Genomic DNA, 16,292 nt, shown 5'->3' with positions numbered 1-16,292 from the left:
GCCCAAGGTGGTCACCCGCACCCGGCGCCGCGGAGGAAGCCGGTCCGCGGGCACCACGACCGCGGTCGCCGACGTCCCGGCCAGTGCCGAGGCGGCCGTCATCGACACCGCCCTGGGTGCCCCGGCCGACGACGGGCTGATGGAGATGGACCCCGCCGACGCCGCCCCGCACGTGCCGGTCAAGCGCAAGGGCCGCAAGCGGTAGCCCTCCACGACGCCGAGCATTTTGCGCCTGGGCTGGCCGGTCCGTACGATTGACCCTTGGTGCGCTCAGCGCCCCCACCATCTACGCAGAGATCCGAGGAGACCGCGGTGTACGCGATCGTGCGCGCAGGCGCCAAGCAGCAGAAGGTTGCCGTGGGCGACGTCATCGAGATCGACACGATCTCGACCGAGGTCGGCAAGACCGTCGACCTCCCGGTCGTCCTCCTCGTCGACGGCGACGACGTCACCAGCGACGCGAAGAAGCTCGGCAAGGCCTCGGTCACCGTCGAGGTCCTCGGTGGCACCAAGGGTCCCAAGATCGTGATCCAGAAGTTCAAGAACAAGACCGGCTACAAGAAGCGCCAGGGTCACCGCCAGAAGTACACCCAGGTCAAGGTCACCAAGATCTCCGCCTGAGCCTCGCTCAGGCTCTCCCAGTCACACCGCAGCCACCACCGCGCAAAGGAACTCGTCATGGCACACAAGAAGGGCGCCGCGTCCACAAAGAACGGCCGCGACTCCAACTCCCAGCGCCTGGGCGTCAAGCGCTACGGCGGCCAGGTCGTCAACGCCGGCGAGATCATCGTCCGCCAGCGCGGCACCCACTTCCACCCCGGCAGCGGCGTCGGCCGCGGCGGTGACGACACCCTGTTCGCGCTCGTCGGCGGTGCCGTCGAGTTCGGCACCCGTCGTGGTCGCCGGGTCGTCAACATCGTCCCGGGTGACGACGCCTGACGTCGTACCCATTCATCGACACACAGGGCGTCCCGTTCGGGGCGCCCTTCGTGTTTCTCCGGTAAGGACAACCCATGGCCATCCCCACCTTCGTCGACCAGGTGACGCTCTACGTCGCCGGCGGTCGCGGCGGGCACGGTGTGGCCTCGGTCCACCGCGAGAAGTTCAAGCCGCTGGGCGGTCCCGACGGTGGCAACGGGGGGCCCGGCGGGTCGGTGATCCTGCGGGTCGACCCTGACGTGACGACCCTCGTCGACTACCACCACAGCCCCAAGCGCCAGGCCGAGAGCGGCGGGCAGGGTGCGGGTGCCCACCGCAACGGTGCCCACGGCGGCGACCTGGTGCTCCCCGTCCCGGACGGCACCGTGGTCCGCGACCGGCAGACCGGGGAGGTCCTCGCCGACATGGTGGGGCCCGGCACCGAGCTGGTGGTGGCCCAGGGAGGCCGCGGTGGCCTGGGCAACGCCGCGCTGGCGTCGTCCAAGCGCAAGGCGCCGGGCTTCGCCCTGCTCGGCGAGCCCGGCGACGAGCTCGAGATCGTGCTGGAGCTCAAGGTCGTGGCCGACATCGGCCTGGTGGGGTTCCCCAGTGCCGGCAAGTCCAGCCTGATCGCCGCGATCTCGCGGGCCCGGCCCAAGATCGCCGACTACCCGTTCACCACGCTCGTGCCCAACCTCGGTGTGGTCAAGGCCGGCGACGTCACCTTCACCGTGGCCGACGTCCCCGGGCTGATCGAGGGTGCCAGCGAGGGACGCGGGCTCGGCCACGAGTTCCTCCGGCACGTCGAGCGCTGCGCGGCGCTGGTGCACGTCGTGGACACCGCCACCATGGAGCCGGGCCGCAACCCGCTCGACGACCTCGACATCATCGAGCGAGAGCTGACCAACCACGGCGGCCTGGAGGACCGACCCCGGCTGGTGGCGCTCAACAAGATCGACGTCCCGGACGGACGCGACCTGTCCGACATCGTCATCGACGACCTGCGCGAGCGCGGGCTGCGGGTCTTCCCGGTCTCGGCCGCCTCGGGCGAGGGGCTGCGCGAGCTGACGTTCGCGATGGCCGAGCTGGTCGGCAACGCCCGGGCCGCCACGCCCACCGCGGAGGCGACCCGGATCGTGCTGCGCCCGCCGAGCGCCGACGGGGGCGGCGACTTCACGGTCCTGCGCACCGACGACGGCGGCTGGCGGGTGCGCGGCACCAAGCCGGAGCGCTGGGTCCGGCAGACGGACTTCAGCAACGACGAGGCCGTCGGCTTCCTGGCCGACCGCCTCGACCGGCTCGGCGTCGAGGCGGAGCTGCTCAGGCTCGGTGCCCAGGAGGGCGACGCCGTGCTGATCGGTCGCGACGACAACTCGGTGGTGTTCGACTTCAAGCCGAGCGTGGCCGCCGGTGCCGAGATGCTGGGCCGCCGCGGCGAGGACCAGCGGTTCGAGGAGGCCCGGCCCGCTCGCGAGCGGCGTCGCGAGATCGACGAGGCGATGGAGGAGCGTGAGGAGGGCGAGACCCGCGCCGACGTGGCTCGGCGGGTGCGCGAGCAGGAGCGCGCGGCCCGGACCCCGGGCCCGACCTCCTACGAGATCGGTGGTGCCGACGACCCCGATGCTCCGCGGGTCGACCAGTGGGACATCACCGAGGTCTCGGATGAGGACTGAGGTCACCGACGCCAAGCGCATCGTGGTCAAGGTCGGCTCCTCGTCCCTGACGACCGCCGCCGGCGGCATCGACCCGGCCCGGGTGCGGGCCCTGGCGGAGGTGCTCGCCGGCGCCCGGACCCGCGGGGTCGAGGTCGTCCTCGTGTCCTCGGGTGCGATCGCAGCGGGACTGGCGCCGTTGCGGATGAAGCGGCGGCCCAAGTCCCTTCCGGCGCAGCAGGCGGCCGCGTCCGTCGGTCAGGGGCTGCTGGTGCACCGCTACACCGAGGAGCTGGCCCGCCACGGCGTCATCACCGGGCAGGTGCTGCTCACCCTCGACGACGTCACGCGTCGCTCGCACTACCGCAACGCCTACCAGACCTTCGCCAAGCTGCTCGAGCTCGGCGTCCTGCCCATCGTCAACGAGAACGACACCGTGGCGACCACGGAGATCCGCTTCGGCGACAACGACCGGCTCGCCGCCCTCGTCGCCCACCTCGTGCACGCCGACCTGCTCGTCCTGCTCTCCGACGTGGACGGCCTCTACGACGCGGCGCCCAGCGCCGACGGGAGCACCCTGGTCACCGACGTCCACGGCCCCGAGGACATCGCCCACGTGCGCGTCGGACGGGCAGGCGCGGCGGGGGTCGGCACCGGCGGCATGCACACCAAGCTCGACGCCGCCCGGATCGCCACCGGCGCCGGCGTACCGACCATCCTGACCGCGGCCGAGCAGGCGCGTGCCGCGCTGGCGGGGGAGCCGGTCGGCACCTTGTTCCACGTCACGGGCAAGCGGCGGCCCACGCGTCTCCTCTGGCTGGCGCACGCGACCGAGCCCCAGGGCACGCTGCTGCTGGACGACGGGGCGGTCCGCGCCGTGACCCAGCGTCGCGCGTCCCTGCTGGCCGCCGGAGTGACGGGCGTGAGCGGCTCGTTCGTGGCCGGCGACCCGGTCGACATCGCGGGCCCGGACGGCGTCGCGGTGGCCCGGGGCCTGGTCAACTTCGACGCCGACGAGCTGCCCGGCCTGCTCGGCCGCAGCGGTGAGCGGGAGGTCGTCCACCGCGACGCGCTGGTCCTGATATGAAGCGCCTGGTCTTCTGGCTGGCCGCGGCCGGCCTGGCACTGCCTGCGGTCCCGCTCACCCTCAACCGGCTGCTGGACTCCGATGCGGGGCCTGCCGTCCGGATGATGTCCTTCACCCCGCTGGTGACCCCGCTGTACGTCGTCGACGTCCTGCTGGTGGGCGGAGCCCTGGCCGCCGGCCGGGCCGGGCCGCGACGGGTGCTGGCCCCGGTCCTGGCCGTGCTGGTCGCCGGCCTGGGAGCGCACGTCTGGTGGCTGGCCCCGCAGTTCGTCGGTGACAACCCGGCCCCCGCGGACGGTGCCGCGCCGCTGGTCGTGATGACGACGAACTTCTACGCCGGCGACGCGGCCGCGGCCGAGGTGGTCAGGGTGGCCCAGGCGCGGGACGTGGGGCTGCTGGTGGTCAACGAGATCACGTTCGGGACGCTGACCGAGATGGAGGAGGCGGGGATCGACGAGCTCCTGCCGTACCGGATCGGGGAGCCCAACGGTGCCGTCGACGGCACGATGGTGTTCTCCCGCGAGCCCCTCACGGAGCCGACCCGGCTGGAGACGACGTTCCAGTCGTGGCAGGTGACCGTGGGGGAGGGGGCGGACGCGCTGACCGTGCTGGCGGTCCACCCCGTCGCCCCCGTCCCGCCGGCCGGGGCGTCGACCTGGCGTGCCGAGCACGAGACCCTCCTGGCGGCCGCGCAGCAGTCCGAGGCCACTTTGGTCCTGGGCGACCTCAACGCCAGCCCCGACCATGCGGTGCTGCGGGCCTGGCGCGACGCCGGGTACCGCGACTCCCTCGAGCTGGTCAACGCGGGCTGGAGCCCGACCTGGCCGAGCAACGGCATCACGCCGGTGCCGGGGTTCCACCCGCCGGCCCTCATCCAGATCGACCACGTCCTGGTCACCTCGGCGCTCGCCGTCACCGAGTCCTTCACCGTGGACGTGCCCGGCAGCGACCACCGTGCGGTGGTCGCCACCGTCGCCCGCCGCTAGCGCGGTGCTTGGCTAGATCCTCCCGAGCAGCTTCCGGACCTCGACCATCCGGTCGACCGACCTGCTGGTGTGCGCCCTGTCGGCCATCGCCACCAGCTGACCGAACCGGTAGAAGCCGCCCTGGGGACGGCGCACGACGGGCGCGTCCCAGGCCTGCTTGCCGTGCACGAAGTCGAGCAGCGCGCCGAGGAACGCCCGGTCGAGCTTGGCCCGCTCGACCCGGAGCCGGCTCTGGCCCGGGGTCGGCTTGCCCGGCCCCGCCGTGGCCTTCTTCATGGTGAGGACGTCGAGGGCCGCGGCCGAGCTGCCCAGCCGCACCCGCTTCTCGAACGTCGGGCTGACGTGCCGGGCGACCGCGAGGTAGCACGACGCCTGCGCCGGGGACAGCCCCGAGGGCTGCCCGGCCGCCAGGGCACGGAACTGCCTGGTCCACCACCGGCTGCCGCCACCCTTCTCGGGTGTCGCGCGGGTGACCACGACCGAGCTGCTCACCGTGCCGGCGGCGCCCAGGTCGTCGTCGGTCACGTCGGCCGTGACGGGATAGACGCACGGCTCGGCCCAGCCGTGGTCCGCCGCGATCGGGCGGGTCAGGACGTCGTCGCTCGTCAGCATCAGGTCGGTGCCGGACCCGTCGCCCCAGTCGATCTCGGTGCGCAGCAGGTCCACCACGGACTTGTCCTTGACCGCACCCGCCCACGAGACGATGCGTCCGGTGCGGGTGAACGTGGTGTCGCCGTCCACCAGCACGTCCTGCGAGGCGAAGGTCAGCCCGTAGGCCGGGGTGTTGGCCACCGTCTGCGAGCCGAGCTCGTCGGTGGTGGCGTTGTCCTTGTCCTTCACCACGACCGAGACCGGCATGACGTCGCGGTCGGTGGAGCTCGGGTTGTCATCGGCGTACTCGTGCTCGGCCGAGAACGCACCGGCGATGACCGGCACGGGGACGGGTGCCGTGCCGTCGCCCCAGTCGACCACCACGGTGTGCGTGTCCAGCGTGCCCGGGTCGGTGACCGTGCCCGAGACGGTGACCGCGTCAGTCTCCTCCACGGCCGCGGTGGGGAGGGTCAGGCCCGTGATCTGCGGGGCCACGTTGACCACCGCGAACTGACGGACCGCCTCGATGTGCTCGGCGGCCTCGGCCTTGACGGTGTACGTCGTCGACGTGCCCACGCCGGCGTCGTCGGCGTACACGTGCGAGGCCTGCCAGGTCTTGGTGGCCGACAGCACCGCGGTGCTGGTGGTCCCGTCGCCCCAGGTGACGGTGACGGTCTCGCCGACGGTGCCGCCGACGCTCTTGCCGCTGGCGGTGACGGTGGACCCCTCCTCGACCAGCGAGCCGCTGAGCGCCAGGGAGAGCACCTTGCTCGGCCCCGGGGGCGGCGCGCTGCCCGTGCAGCCGCCGTCGTCCGAGGTCGTGAGCAGCGCGTTGAGCGTGTCCTGCTCGGCCTCGTCGGCCGTCTCCGGGCTGACCTCGCCGTCGGCGGCGAGGTCCTCGGGCTTGTCTCCGGTGATGGTGACGACCGTGCCCATCGTCTGCACGTCGAACGTCGTGTCGCTGATCGTCCCCACGGGGTAGCTGACCTGCGACACCGCGCAGTTGACCTGGGTGCCACCCGTGGCCACGGCCCGGGCGGAGCGGCTGCCCGGGGTGCTGGTGGGCTCGATCGCCGCGAACTTGGTGACGAGCGTGTCGATGGAGACGCCGGACGGGACCACGAGGCCCGCGTCGCCGACCTCCTCCCTGATCACCGGAGCGGCGTACTGCGCCCGGAGCTGCTCGTCGACCTGGTTCTTGGGGCCGGTGCAGATCGGCGTGCCCTGCAGACCGGGGGTGTAGCTGCACATGCCCGGGATGTCCGGAATGCTGATGGACGGGATGATGGTCAGGCAGCCGCCGAACAGGCACACCTCGACCTTGGGGATGTCGGGCGTGATGATGCCGAACAGCGCCAGGTCCAGGAGCTGGTTGATCGGGATCGGCCGGCCGAAGCCCCACTGCTCGAGGGTGTCGTTGGCGCTGTCGACGTCGTCGCGGAAGTCGAAGTAGCCGGTGGACAGGGTCCGCCAGGTGGCGGACCCCGGGTTGCCGAGGTCGTTGAAGGCGCCGCGGATCTCGGAGAAGACGGTCTCCATGTTCTGCGACGAGAAGGCCTGGGCGAACTCGTCGGCGGCCATGTCGACGGCCTTGATCGCCTCGTCGATGCCCGCGGCGATGTCCTCGAGGAACTGCGCCCGCAGATAGACCGAGAACTCGAAGTCCGGGTCGGTCAGGTCGAACTTGCCCGAGCCCTCGATGCCCGCCGCGATGATGTCGGCGAGCACCACGTCACCCTTCACCAGGAAGCGCTGGGTGCCGATGTCGAGGGTCACCTGGCCGGAGGCCCAGACGCTGGACGAGCTGCCGGTGGAGTAGTACTCGATCGGGTCCAGCAGGGTGGCCCCGGCCTTGATGAAGACCCGAGCTCCCGAGCTGCCGAGGTTGAGCTTGACGATCGTCGGGTCGAAGGTGAGCGGCCCGGCGTTCCACCCGGTGATGTAGCCCTGGGCGTTGACGCTCGGGACCCCGCCGCCCTTGCCGGTCTGCACGTCCACCAGCACGGAGGCGATGCAGTCCTCGTCCTCCTCACACTGGTCCGTCACGGAGGGGTCGGACCCCGCGGGCGGCAGGCAGCCGGGTGTGACCGAGCCGCCGGGGGTGCCCTTGTCGAGGTAGAGGTCACCGGAGAGGTAGAAGCCGGCGCGCAGGCAGAGGGAGGGGTCGTCCACGTGGCCGATGGACAGGAACAGGTTGCGGATCCCGACCGGCGGGATGATCTCGTCCGGGATCACCTGGCCGCCCGAGACCTGGGTGTAGAGCTTGCCCAGCTGCTTCATGCTCAGGCCGTTCTGGCTCGACCCGGTGAAGCCCTTGAAGTCGAGGTACGGCGAGTTGGGGGTGACGCCCACGAGGGCCGAGATGGAGATGTCGGTCTGGCCGACCACCAACCGACCGAGGAACCCGATGTCCACCGAGGTGGTGGTGCCGGTCGTGACACCGAGCACGAGCTTCGCCTCGTGCAGGGTGAGGAACGGGACGCCGAAGGGCTGCTGCCAGCCCTCGTCGGACGCGCTCTCCAGACCGCCCTCGATCCGGAAGCTCGACGTGGTCGTCGTGAAGCTGAACCGACCCGTGAGGGAGAACTTCACCTCGTCGATGCAGGTGGTGTCGACGTAGAGGTTGCTGGGACAGGTGTCGCCCTCGACCCGCGGGATGCCGAGGGTCAGCGACCCCTCGAGGCCGAAGCTGATGGTGCTCCCGGCCTTGGAGATCTCCAGGGCGAGCCCCGCGCCGCGCACGAAACCGCCGTCACCCGCGGTCGAGAGACCGGGGAGCTCGACGGTCAGGGAGGTCGTGGTGCCGCCGAACGCCGGGATCAGGCCGGTGACCTTCAGCGGTTCGTCGACCGCCAGGCCCATCTCGCCGAGCGGCTCGGTGAGCGCGGCCGGCAGCTCGATGGCGGCGGCGAGCGAGACGCCCTTCTTCAGCTCCAGGTCGAAGTCGCAGCCGGGGGTCGCCGCGGGGCAGAGGACACCCGCGAAGTACTGACGTGTGGGGCCGTCCAGGTCCCCGGACGCCGCCTCGACGTCCTCCGTGCTGACCACGACGGACAGGTCCGGCAGCGTCGGGTCGGGCGTGACCGCGCCGACCAGGTCGCTCAGGCTGAGCTCGCCGCTGGGCCGGGCCGCGACGATGACGCCGTCGGGGCCGCTGCGCACCAGCATGGTGGCGCCGACCGAGGTGCCGCCCAGGACGACGTTCGCCGTGCCGGTCGCGGAGACGGTCAGTGCCTTGGGCGTCACGGAGCCGTCCACCGCGACGTGCAGCGCCGGGTCGGTCACCTCGACGTCGACGTCGTCGGGCAGGCCGGAGACGTCCGCGCCGACGAGCTCGGCGAGGTCGACCGCGCTGATCGTCCCGGCCAGCGCCGCGTCCACGGTGCCGGACACGGCACCGGCGGTCTTCTCCAGTGCGACGGAGACGGTGCCGGTCAGCGTGTCGGGAGCAGTGCCGAGCGTGACCTCGGCGTCCAGGGACCCCGACACCCCGTCCCCCGAGATCGACGCCTCGAGGGACGCGGTCTCCAGGGTCAGCCAGTCGGCACCGAACGGCGCCTCGATGGTGTCGATCTCGATCCCAAGGTCGACGGCGAGCGCGCCGCCGGACATGGTGACCGCGACCGAGGCCGTCCCGGAGATCGGCGTGTCGCCGAGGGTCACCGTCGCGCCGCCCTCGAGGCCCACGGTGAGGTCGCCTCCGGCGCTCTTGGCCAGCTCGAGGGTCCACGGGGAGCCGAGCTCCAGCCACTCCGGCATCGAGTCGGGGTTCTGCACGCCGACGGTCGCGGTCAGGGCGAACCCGGTCGGGGCGGGGGCGCCCTCCTCCAGGGCCTCGTCGGAGGTCGACAGGGTGCCGTCGAGGCGGACGTAGTCGACGCCCACGCGACCGAGCGCGTCGCCCAGGCCGGCGGAGTCGCCGTCGACCAGGCCACGGAACGCCACGCCCTGGCCGATCGCCAGGTCGTCGTCGCTGTCCGGGTCCCCGTCGTCGAAGAAGTCCTGGCCGCCCTGCGGCAGGTCGCCGACGGCCAGGGTCGAGGTGTCGGTCGCGTCCTTGCGGAACGCGGTCCAGGTCTTGCTCAGCCCGACGTCGACGGCGTCCAGGCTCGGCGCGAAGTCGCTGAGCGAGGCGGCGCCGGTCCGGAACGCGACGGTCACCGACGGGCTCGAGTCGGCATCGGCGTCGGCCCAGGTGGCGACGACGATGACGTCGGCGGCGACGCCGAGCAGGTCGGTCGGTCCGCTGACGGTGAGCGCGAACGCCGCGTCGTCGAACTCGAGGGTCGCGTCGTCGGTCGTGACGCCGGGGAACCCGGTGGGGGCGACCGGCAGCACGACGGGTGTCGCCGCAGCGGAGGCCGTCGACAGGGCGTCCCTGGCCTCCTCGTAGGTCATCTCGTCCACCGCGAGGTCGTCGGGACCGCTGGTGCCGATGACCTGCACCGACCACGGCTCGGCGGCCTGCGTGCCCCCGACGGCACCGACGAGGAGGACGCCGACGGCGGCCAGCATCAGCCCCAGCCACTTCACGGGGTGCTGCAGGAGACGTGACCTGACCAGGACGTACTTCTTCGACACGGCGCTCCCCATCCGTCCCACGGCCCTCCGGGGGAACCCACGAAGGCTACGGCGGTCTGGACCGGCTGCCCATGGCCTGTTCGGGCCCCCGGACTAGTCAGGTCCGTCCCTGGGGGCGGCGCGCCGGCAACCCGTACGCTGGAGGGCGACATGGCCACAGGTGCGCACTACCTCGACCACGCCGCGACCACACCGATGGTCCCGGCGGCGATCGAGGCGATGGCCCAGCACCTGCGCGAGGTCGGCAACCCGAGCTCCCTGCACGCGTCCGGCCGCCACGCCCGCCGCGTCGTCGAGGAGTCCCGGGAGACCCTCGCCCAGGCACTGAACTGTCGACCCGGCGAGGTGGTCTTCACCTCCGGAGGCACGGAGGCGGACAACCTGGCGGTCAAGGGCATCCACTGGGCCCGGACGGCCGCCGACCCGAGACGGACCCGCATCCTCACGACCGCCGTCGAGCACCACGCCGTGCTGGACCCGCTGGTGTGGCTCGCCGAGACCGGGGCCGCCGAGGTCGAGCTCCTGCCCGTCGACAGCACCGGACGGCTCGAGGTGGAGGCGCTGGCCGCCGCGATCGACCGCGACCCCGGCTCGGTCTCCATGATCTCGGTCATGTGGGCCAACAACGAGGTGGGCACCCTGCAGCCCGTCGAGGACGCCGTCGCGCTCGCCGGCGCCCACGGCATCCCGGTGCACACCGACGCCGTGCAGGCCGTCGGCGCCGTGCCGGTCGACTTCGCCACGAGCGGCGTGGACGCCCTGACACTCACCGGCCACAAGGTCGGGGGACCGTACGGCGTCGGGGCCCTCCTGGTCGGCCGCGAGGTCGAGGTGACCGCCCTCGTGCACGGCGGCGGGCAGGAGCGCGACATCCGCAGCGGCACCATCGACCCGCCTGCGATCGCCGGCTTCGCCACCGCGGTCGAGCTGGCCGTCAAGCACCAGGCCGAGCACGCGGCACGGGTCGCCGCACTGCGCGACGACCTGGTGCGCCGGATCGTCGAGGTCGTGCCCGACGCCCACCTGCACGGGGGCACGATGGCTCCGGTCGGCGTCCACCGACTTCCGGGCAACGCACACATCGGGTTCCCCGGCTGCGAGGGCGACTCCCTGCTGATGCTGCTCGACGCGCGGGGCATCGAGTGCTCCACCGGCTCCGCCTGCTCGGCCGGCGTCCCGCAGCCCTCGCACGTCCTGCTCGCGATGGGCTGCGACGAGGACCAGGCCCGCCACTCGCTGCGCTTCTCGCTCGGCCACACCTCGACCCAGGCCGACGTGGACGCCGTCGTGGATGCGATCGGCCCGGTCGTCGAACGCGCCCGCGCCGCGCGGATGTGACCGGGCGGTGATCCCGTGCGGGTGATCGCCGCCATGTCCGGTGGCGTCGACTCGGCCGTGGCCGCGGCCCGGGCCCACGACGCCGGGCACGAGGTCACCGGCGTGCACCTCGCGCTCTCGCGCAACCCGGCGTCGTACCGCTCCGGGGCCCGCGGCTGCTGCACGATCGAGGACGCCAACGACGCCCGCCGCGCCGCCGACGTCATCGGCATCCCCTTCTACGTCTGGGACCTGTCGGAGCGCTTCCACGAGGACGTGGTCGAGGACTTCATGGACGAGTACGCCGCGGGCCGGACGCCCAACCCGTGCCTGCGCTGCAACGAGCGGATCAAGTTCGCCGCCGTGCTCGACCGGGCCGTCGGGCTGGGCTTCGACGCCGTGGCCACCGGGCACTACGCGCGGCTGCGGAGCGGGGCGGATGGCCTGGTCGAGATGCACCGGGCGGTCGACCACGGCAAGGACCAGTCCTACGTGCTCGGGGTCCTGGACCAGGAACAGCTGCGGCACTCGCTGTTCCCGCTCGGCGGCTCGTCGAAGACCGAGGTGCGTGCCGAGGCGGCGGCCCGCGGCCTGCTGGTCGCCGACAAGCCGGACAGCCACGACATCTGCTTCGTCGCCGACGGTGACAACGCGGGGTGGCTGCGCGAGAAGCTCGGCGACCGGGCGCCCAACCACGGCGGTCCGATCCTCGACGAGGCGACCGGCGAGGAGCTCGGCCGGCACGGGGGCACCTACGGGTTCACGATCGGGCAGCGCAAGGGCCTGCGGCTCGGCCGGCCGGCCCCCGACGGCAAGCCGAGGTTCGTCCTGGACATCGAGCCGGTCTCGGGCGCCGTGCTGGTCGGGTCGCACGACCGGCTCGCCGTCGACGGGCTCACCGCGATCCGGCCCCGCTGGTGCGGGACCGCACCCGCGCTGCTCGCCGGCCCGGACGTGACCGTCCAGCTCCGCGCGCACGGCGACGAGCACCGGGCGGAGATCCGCGTGGACGAGGGAGCCGACGGCGGCACGGTCGCCGTCGAGCTGCACGAGCCGGCCTACGGGATCGCCCCCGGGCAGGCGGTCGTGATCTACGACGGCACCCGGGTGGTCGGGTCGGCCACCATCGCCTCGACCCGCCGCGCGTCCGGCGGTGGCGACTGATGGTGCGGGCCACCGGTGTCGGGTCGCATCCCGGCGACGACCAGCACGCCTACGACGAGGCCGTGCGCCTGGTCCTGGGCGAGCTGCCCGACCTGGCGTACGTCCCCGAGGTGCCCGGCCGCGGAGCGGGCGCGTCGATGACCGGCCGCGGCGTGGCCGTCATGGCCGGCCTGGCGGCGGACCTGCAACCCGCCGGCTGGCGGCTGACCGACGCGCCGGGGATCGACCACCGCCGGGCGAGGAGCCTGCTGGCCCAGGACCTCGACGGGTTCGAGGAGCAGGCCCAGGGCTACACCGGCACGGTCAAGGTCCAGGTCGCCGGGCCCTGGACCCTGGCGGCGACGGTGGAGCGCCCCCGGGGCGACAAGGTCCTGGCGGACTCGGGCGCCCGCCGCGAGCTGGCCCAGGCGCTGGCCGAGGGACTGCGCGACCACGTCGCCGACCTCCGGCGCCGGGTGCCGGGTGCGGCGGGTCTGGTGGTGCAGGTCGACGAGCCCGCGCTCGCCGCGGTCCTGGCCGCCGCGATCCCCACGGCGTCCGGCTTCGGACGGCACCGCGCGGTCCACCCTCCCGAGGCCTCGCAGGCGCTGGAGTGGGTGCTCGAGGCAGTCATGGAGAGTGGCGCCGAGGCCTGGGTGCACTCCTGTGCGGCCGGGACGCCGCTCGGCCTCCTGCGCGGCGCGGGCGCCCGAGGTCTGTCGGTCGACCACGCCCGGCTGACGGCTCGCGACCACGACGAGCTGGGCAGCGCACTCGACGACGGCGAGACGGTGGTGCTGGGGATCGTCCCGTCCACCGACACCTCTCCCGCGCCGACCGACGGCGAGGTCACCGAGTCGGTCGTGCGCTGGCTCGACATGCTGGGCATGGACCCCGGGGAGGTGGGGGACCGGGTCGTCATCACGCCGTCCTGCGGCCTCGCCGGGGCATCCCCGGGCTGGGCGAAGCAGTCGCTCACCGTGCTGCGCACGGCCGCGGACCACCTCTCGGGGTGAGACTGCCCCCCGCCCGGCCGGGTACCACGCCTCCATGGCTGACCTGAGCGGGAGGACCGTGGCGATCATCGTCGCCGACTTCATCGAGGACGCCGAGCTCGTCACCCCACGCGACGAGCTGAGCGCCGCCGGCGCCGAGGTGCGGGTCTACGGCGTGGAGGCCGGCTCCGTGCAGACCGTCGAGGGGGACACCGACCCGAAGCAGCAGGTCGAGGTCGACGGCACCCTCGACGACCTCGACGTGGCCGGCATCGACGCGCTGGTCGTTCCCGGCGGGACGGTCAACGCCGACAAGCTCCGGGTCGAGCGGCGGGCGCAGGAGATCGTCCGGGAGGTGGCCGAGTCCGGCAAGCCGTTGGCGGTGATCTGCCACGGTCCGTGGCTCCTGGTGTCCGCCGGCCTGGCCAAGGGCCGGCGACTGACGTCGTACCCGTCGCTGGCCACCGACATCCACAACGCCGGCGGTGACTGGGTCGACGAGGAGGTCGTCGTCGACGGCAACCTGATCACCAGCCGCAACCCCGGCGACCTGCCGGCGTTCGTCAAGGCGCTCCAGGACGCGCTGACCTGACCCTGGCTGACGAGACCTGCCTCGCGCGGCCGCGGACCCGCGCCAGGTACACGAAGTGGCCGCCCCCATACGCTGGGGGCGGCCACTTCCGTGTGGTGGTCGGTGCTCGGGATCAGACTCCGACGTGCGCACCCTCGGGGCCGTCGGTCGCCAGCTCCTCGTGCTTGACGTCGAGGAAGATCCAGACGATCGCCGAGGCGATCAGCATCATGCCCGCGCCGAACAGGAACGCGTTGCTCGCCCCGTCGGAGAACGTCCCCTGGAAGGCCGCGAACCCGAGCAGCTCCTGGAGCTGGTCCGCGGGCATGCTCTGGTCGAGACCCGTCGCCTGAGCCTGGGCCGCCAGCTCGGGGATGAAGGTCTCCTTGCGGTCGTTGACGAAGTAGAGCGAGACGGTGCTCAGCGACGCCAGCCCGAGGGCACCGCCGATCTGCTGCATCGTGTTGAGCACGCCGGAGCCGATCCCCGAGTCCTCCGCCTTGACGTGGTGGACAGCGGTGAGGGTCAGCGGGACGAACACCATGCCCATGCCGACCGCCATCAGGACGATGAACGGGAGGATGCTGGTCCAGTAGTTCACCCCGTCGGCCGCCGCCTCGCCGTTGAGCACGGACTGGAGCACGGAGCTCGCCGAGTCGTCGAACGAGATCCGCGAGAACCCGAACAGCCCGATCGACGCCAGCAGCGTGCCGACGCCGGCGATGTACCTGGCGTCGATGCGGTTGACCAGGTTGGACGAGAGGCCCGCACCGATCACGATGCCGATGGAGAACGGCAGGAACGCGAAGCCGGCCTTCAGCGGGCTGTATCCCATGATCTGCTGGATGAAGAGGCTGAGGAAGAAGAACATCGAGAACATCGCGGCCGGTGCGAACATCATCGCCGCGAAGCTGGTCGCCCTGGTCCGGTTCTGCAGGATCCGCAGCGGGAGCAACGGGTGGGCGGCGCGGGACTCCACGAACGCGAACAGCGCGAGCAGGCCGACGCCCAGCACGAGCGGCACGATGGTGGAGGGGGCGTCCCAGCCGTACTCCGCGTCGCCGGCCCGGGTGAGGCCGAAGACGATGCCGAGCAGGCCGAGGGTGCCGGTGACGGCGCCCGGGATGTCCAGCTCGCCCGGGTGCGACTCCGACTCGGGCAGGAAGCGCGGCGCCAGGAGCGCGGCGGCCAGACCGATCGGGACGTTGATGAGGAAGGTCAGGCGCCAGCCGCTGACGTCGATGCCGGCGAAGCTGTCGAGCCCGGTGAGCCAGCCGCCCAGGATCAGGCCGACGGCGGCGCCGGCGCCGGACATAGCGGCGTAGATGGCGAAGGCGCGGTTCCGGGCCGGACCGGCGGGGAACGTCGTGGTGATGAGCGCCAGCGCGGCCGGGGAGGCCAGCGCCGCACCGAAGCCCTGGAGGCCCCGAGCGCCGAGCAGCAGCGGCTCCGAGGTCGCGATGCCGCCGAGCAGGGACGCCACGGCGAAGATCGACAGGCCGATCATGAAGACCTTGCGCCGGCCGTAGAGGTCCCCGAGCCGACCACCGAGGAGCAGCAGGCCGCCGAAGGCGAGGGCGTAGCCGGTGACGATCCACGACAGGTTCGACTGCGAGATGTCGAGGTCGGCGCCGATGAACGGGAGTGCGATGTTGGCGATGGTGGCGTCGAGGACCACCATCAGCTGCGCGACGGAGATGAGCACGAGCGCCCACCCGAGGTGCAGCGACCTCTCGGTCGAGGAGTCCTCGACCTCGATGTCGCTCTGGGTCGTGTCTGTCATGACTGGTTCTCCTGGTGGTCGTGAGTGGCGGCGGGCAGGATGATCTGGTCGATCACGGTGGTGACGAGCTCCTGGGTGGGCTGTTCGCCCACCAGCAGGAAGTGGTGCATGACGACCCCGGCCAGCGCCGGGGCGAGCAGCTCGATGTCGACGCCTGAGCCGATCTCGCCCCGCTCCTTGGCGCGCTCGAACAGGGCCCGGGTGCCGGCGAGCTTGGGGGCCAGCACCTCGGAGCGGAACGCCGCGGCGAACTCGGCGTCGCGCATGATCGCGGTGAGGATGGCCCCGAAGGCGTCGACCTCGGGCTTGTCGGTCAGGCCTCCGACACCGCAGAACGCCTCCAGCAGGTCGCCCCGCAGGGTACCGGTGTCGACCGGCTCCACGGGGTGTTCGTGCTGATGGCCGTGCTGCAGGGCGTCGATGACCAGGGCGACCTTGGAGTTCCAGCGACGGTAGAGAGTGGCCTTGGACGCCTTGGCCCGCAGGGCCACCGCGTCCATGGTCAGCCGGTCGTAGCCGACGTCACCGAGCACGTCGAGGGTCGCCTCGAGGATCTCGGCCTCGCGCTCACCCTCGATGCGTGGTCGCTGGACGACGCTCTCCGGCTGGGGACTCATGCGGATCGGTTGCTCCTGTTCGGGCTTCGGTGTGACGGTCTTCACAGATGA

The 16,292-nt window shown here is 72.3% G+C and carries 13 protein-coding genes; 10 read left to right on the top strand and 3 right to left on the bottom strand.

Going from position 1 to position 16,292, the window contains the following annotated elements:
• The 6 genes from JHD21_RS06580 to JHD21_RS06555 all read left to right on the top strand — a co-directional run.
• A partial coding sequence (locus tag JHD21_RS06580) for a hypothetical protein (protein ID WP_292672633.1) occupies positions 1-205 on the top strand: 205 nt, incomplete at its 5' end.
• A 107-nt stretch (positions 206-312) separates the two neighbouring features.
• On the top strand, positions 313-621 hold the full coding sequence (gene rplU, locus JHD21_RS06575) for a 50S ribosomal protein L21 (protein WP_292672632.1): 309 nt from the start codon (positions 313-315) through the stop codon (positions 619-621).
• Between the two features lie 57 nt (positions 622-678).
• Complete coding sequence (gene rpmA, locus JHD21_RS06570; RefSeq protein WP_292672628.1) at positions 679-939, top strand: 50S ribosomal protein L27; 261 nt, start codon at positions 679-681, stop codon at positions 937-939.
• Between the two features lie 74 nt (positions 940-1,013).
• Complete coding sequence (gene obgE, locus JHD21_RS06565) at positions 1,014-2,591, top strand: GTPase ObgE (RefSeq protein WP_292672626.1); 1,578 nt, start codon at positions 1,014-1,016, stop codon at positions 2,589-2,591.
• Entirely contained in the window at positions 2,581-3,657 is a 1,077-nt protein-coding gene (proB, locus tag JHD21_RS06560) for a glutamate 5-kinase (protein ID WP_292672624.1), read from the top strand. Before obgE ends, proB begins: the two co-directional genes overlap by 11 nt.
• Entirely contained in the window at positions 3,654-4,643 is a 990-nt protein-coding gene (locus JHD21_RS06555; RefSeq protein WP_292672622.1) for an endonuclease/exonuclease/phosphatase family protein, read from the top strand. Before proB ends, JHD21_RS06555 begins: the two co-directional genes overlap by 4 nt.
• Before the next feature lie 12 nt (positions 4,644-4,655).
• Here JHD21_RS06555 and JHD21_RS06550 read toward each other — a convergent pair whose 3' ends face one another.
• On the bottom strand, positions 4,656-9,827 hold the full coding sequence (locus JHD21_RS06550) for a hypothetical protein (RefSeq protein ID WP_292672620.1): 5,172 nt from the start codon (positions 9,825-9,827) through the stop codon (positions 4,656-4,658).
• Between the two features lie 138 nt (positions 9,828-9,965).
• On the opposite strand from JHD21_RS06550, the gene JHD21_RS06545 reads away from it, so the two are divergent.
• Genes JHD21_RS06545 through JHD21_RS06530 form a run of 4 tightly spaced genes read left to right on the top strand, consistent with a single transcriptional unit; the run spans position 9,966 to position 13,862 of the window.
• Positions 9,966-11,153, top strand: coding sequence for a cysteine desulfurase family protein (locus JHD21_RS06545; protein WP_292672618.1), 1,188 nt, complete (start codon positions 9,966-9,968; stop codon positions 11,151-11,153).
• Between the two features lie 15 nt (positions 11,154-11,168).
• Positions 11,169-12,296 (top strand): tRNA 2-thiouridine(34) synthase MnmA, encoded by a 1,128-nt coding sequence (mnmA, locus tag JHD21_RS06540; RefSeq protein ID WP_292672616.1) that lies wholly within the window; start codon positions 11,169-11,171, stop codon positions 12,294-12,296.
• Entirely contained in the window at positions 12,296-13,291 is a 996-nt protein-coding gene (locus tag JHD21_RS06535) for a methionine synthase (RefSeq protein WP_292672614.1), read from the top strand. Before mnmA ends, JHD21_RS06535 begins: the two co-directional genes overlap by 1 nt.
• 43 nt (positions 13,292-13,334) lie before the next feature.
• Entirely contained in the window at positions 13,335-13,862 is a 528-nt protein-coding gene (locus JHD21_RS06530; RefSeq protein ID WP_292672637.1) for a type 1 glutamine amidotransferase domain-containing protein, read from the top strand.
• A gap of 112 nt (positions 13,863-13,974) precedes the next feature.
• Here JHD21_RS06530 and JHD21_RS06525 read toward each other — a convergent pair whose 3' ends face one another.
• Both JHD21_RS06525 and JHD21_RS06520 read right to left on the bottom strand, forming a co-directional pair.
• On the bottom strand, positions 13,975-15,624 hold the full coding sequence (locus tag JHD21_RS06525; RefSeq protein ID WP_292672612.1) for an MFS transporter: 1,650 nt from the start codon (positions 15,622-15,624) through the stop codon (positions 13,975-13,977).
• Positions 15,621-16,241 carry a TetR/AcrR family transcriptional regulator gene (locus JHD21_RS06520; protein ID WP_292672611.1) on the bottom strand — a complete coding sequence of 207 codons (621 nt, stop codon included), beginning with the start codon at positions 16,239-16,241 and terminating at the stop codon, positions 15,621-15,623. The genes JHD21_RS06525 and JHD21_RS06520 overlap by 4 nt, the downstream gene beginning before the upstream one ends.
• Positions 16,242-16,292 lie beyond the last annotated feature (51 nt).

Source organism: Nocardioides sp., from assembly GCF_016462705.1.
Taxonomy (GTDB): domain Bacteria; phylum Actinomycetota; class Actinomycetes; order Propionibacteriales; family Nocardioidaceae; genus Nocardioides.
The sequence above is the reverse complement of the archived record's forward strand: the minus strand, read 5'-3'. Positions and strand labels throughout refer to the sequence as shown.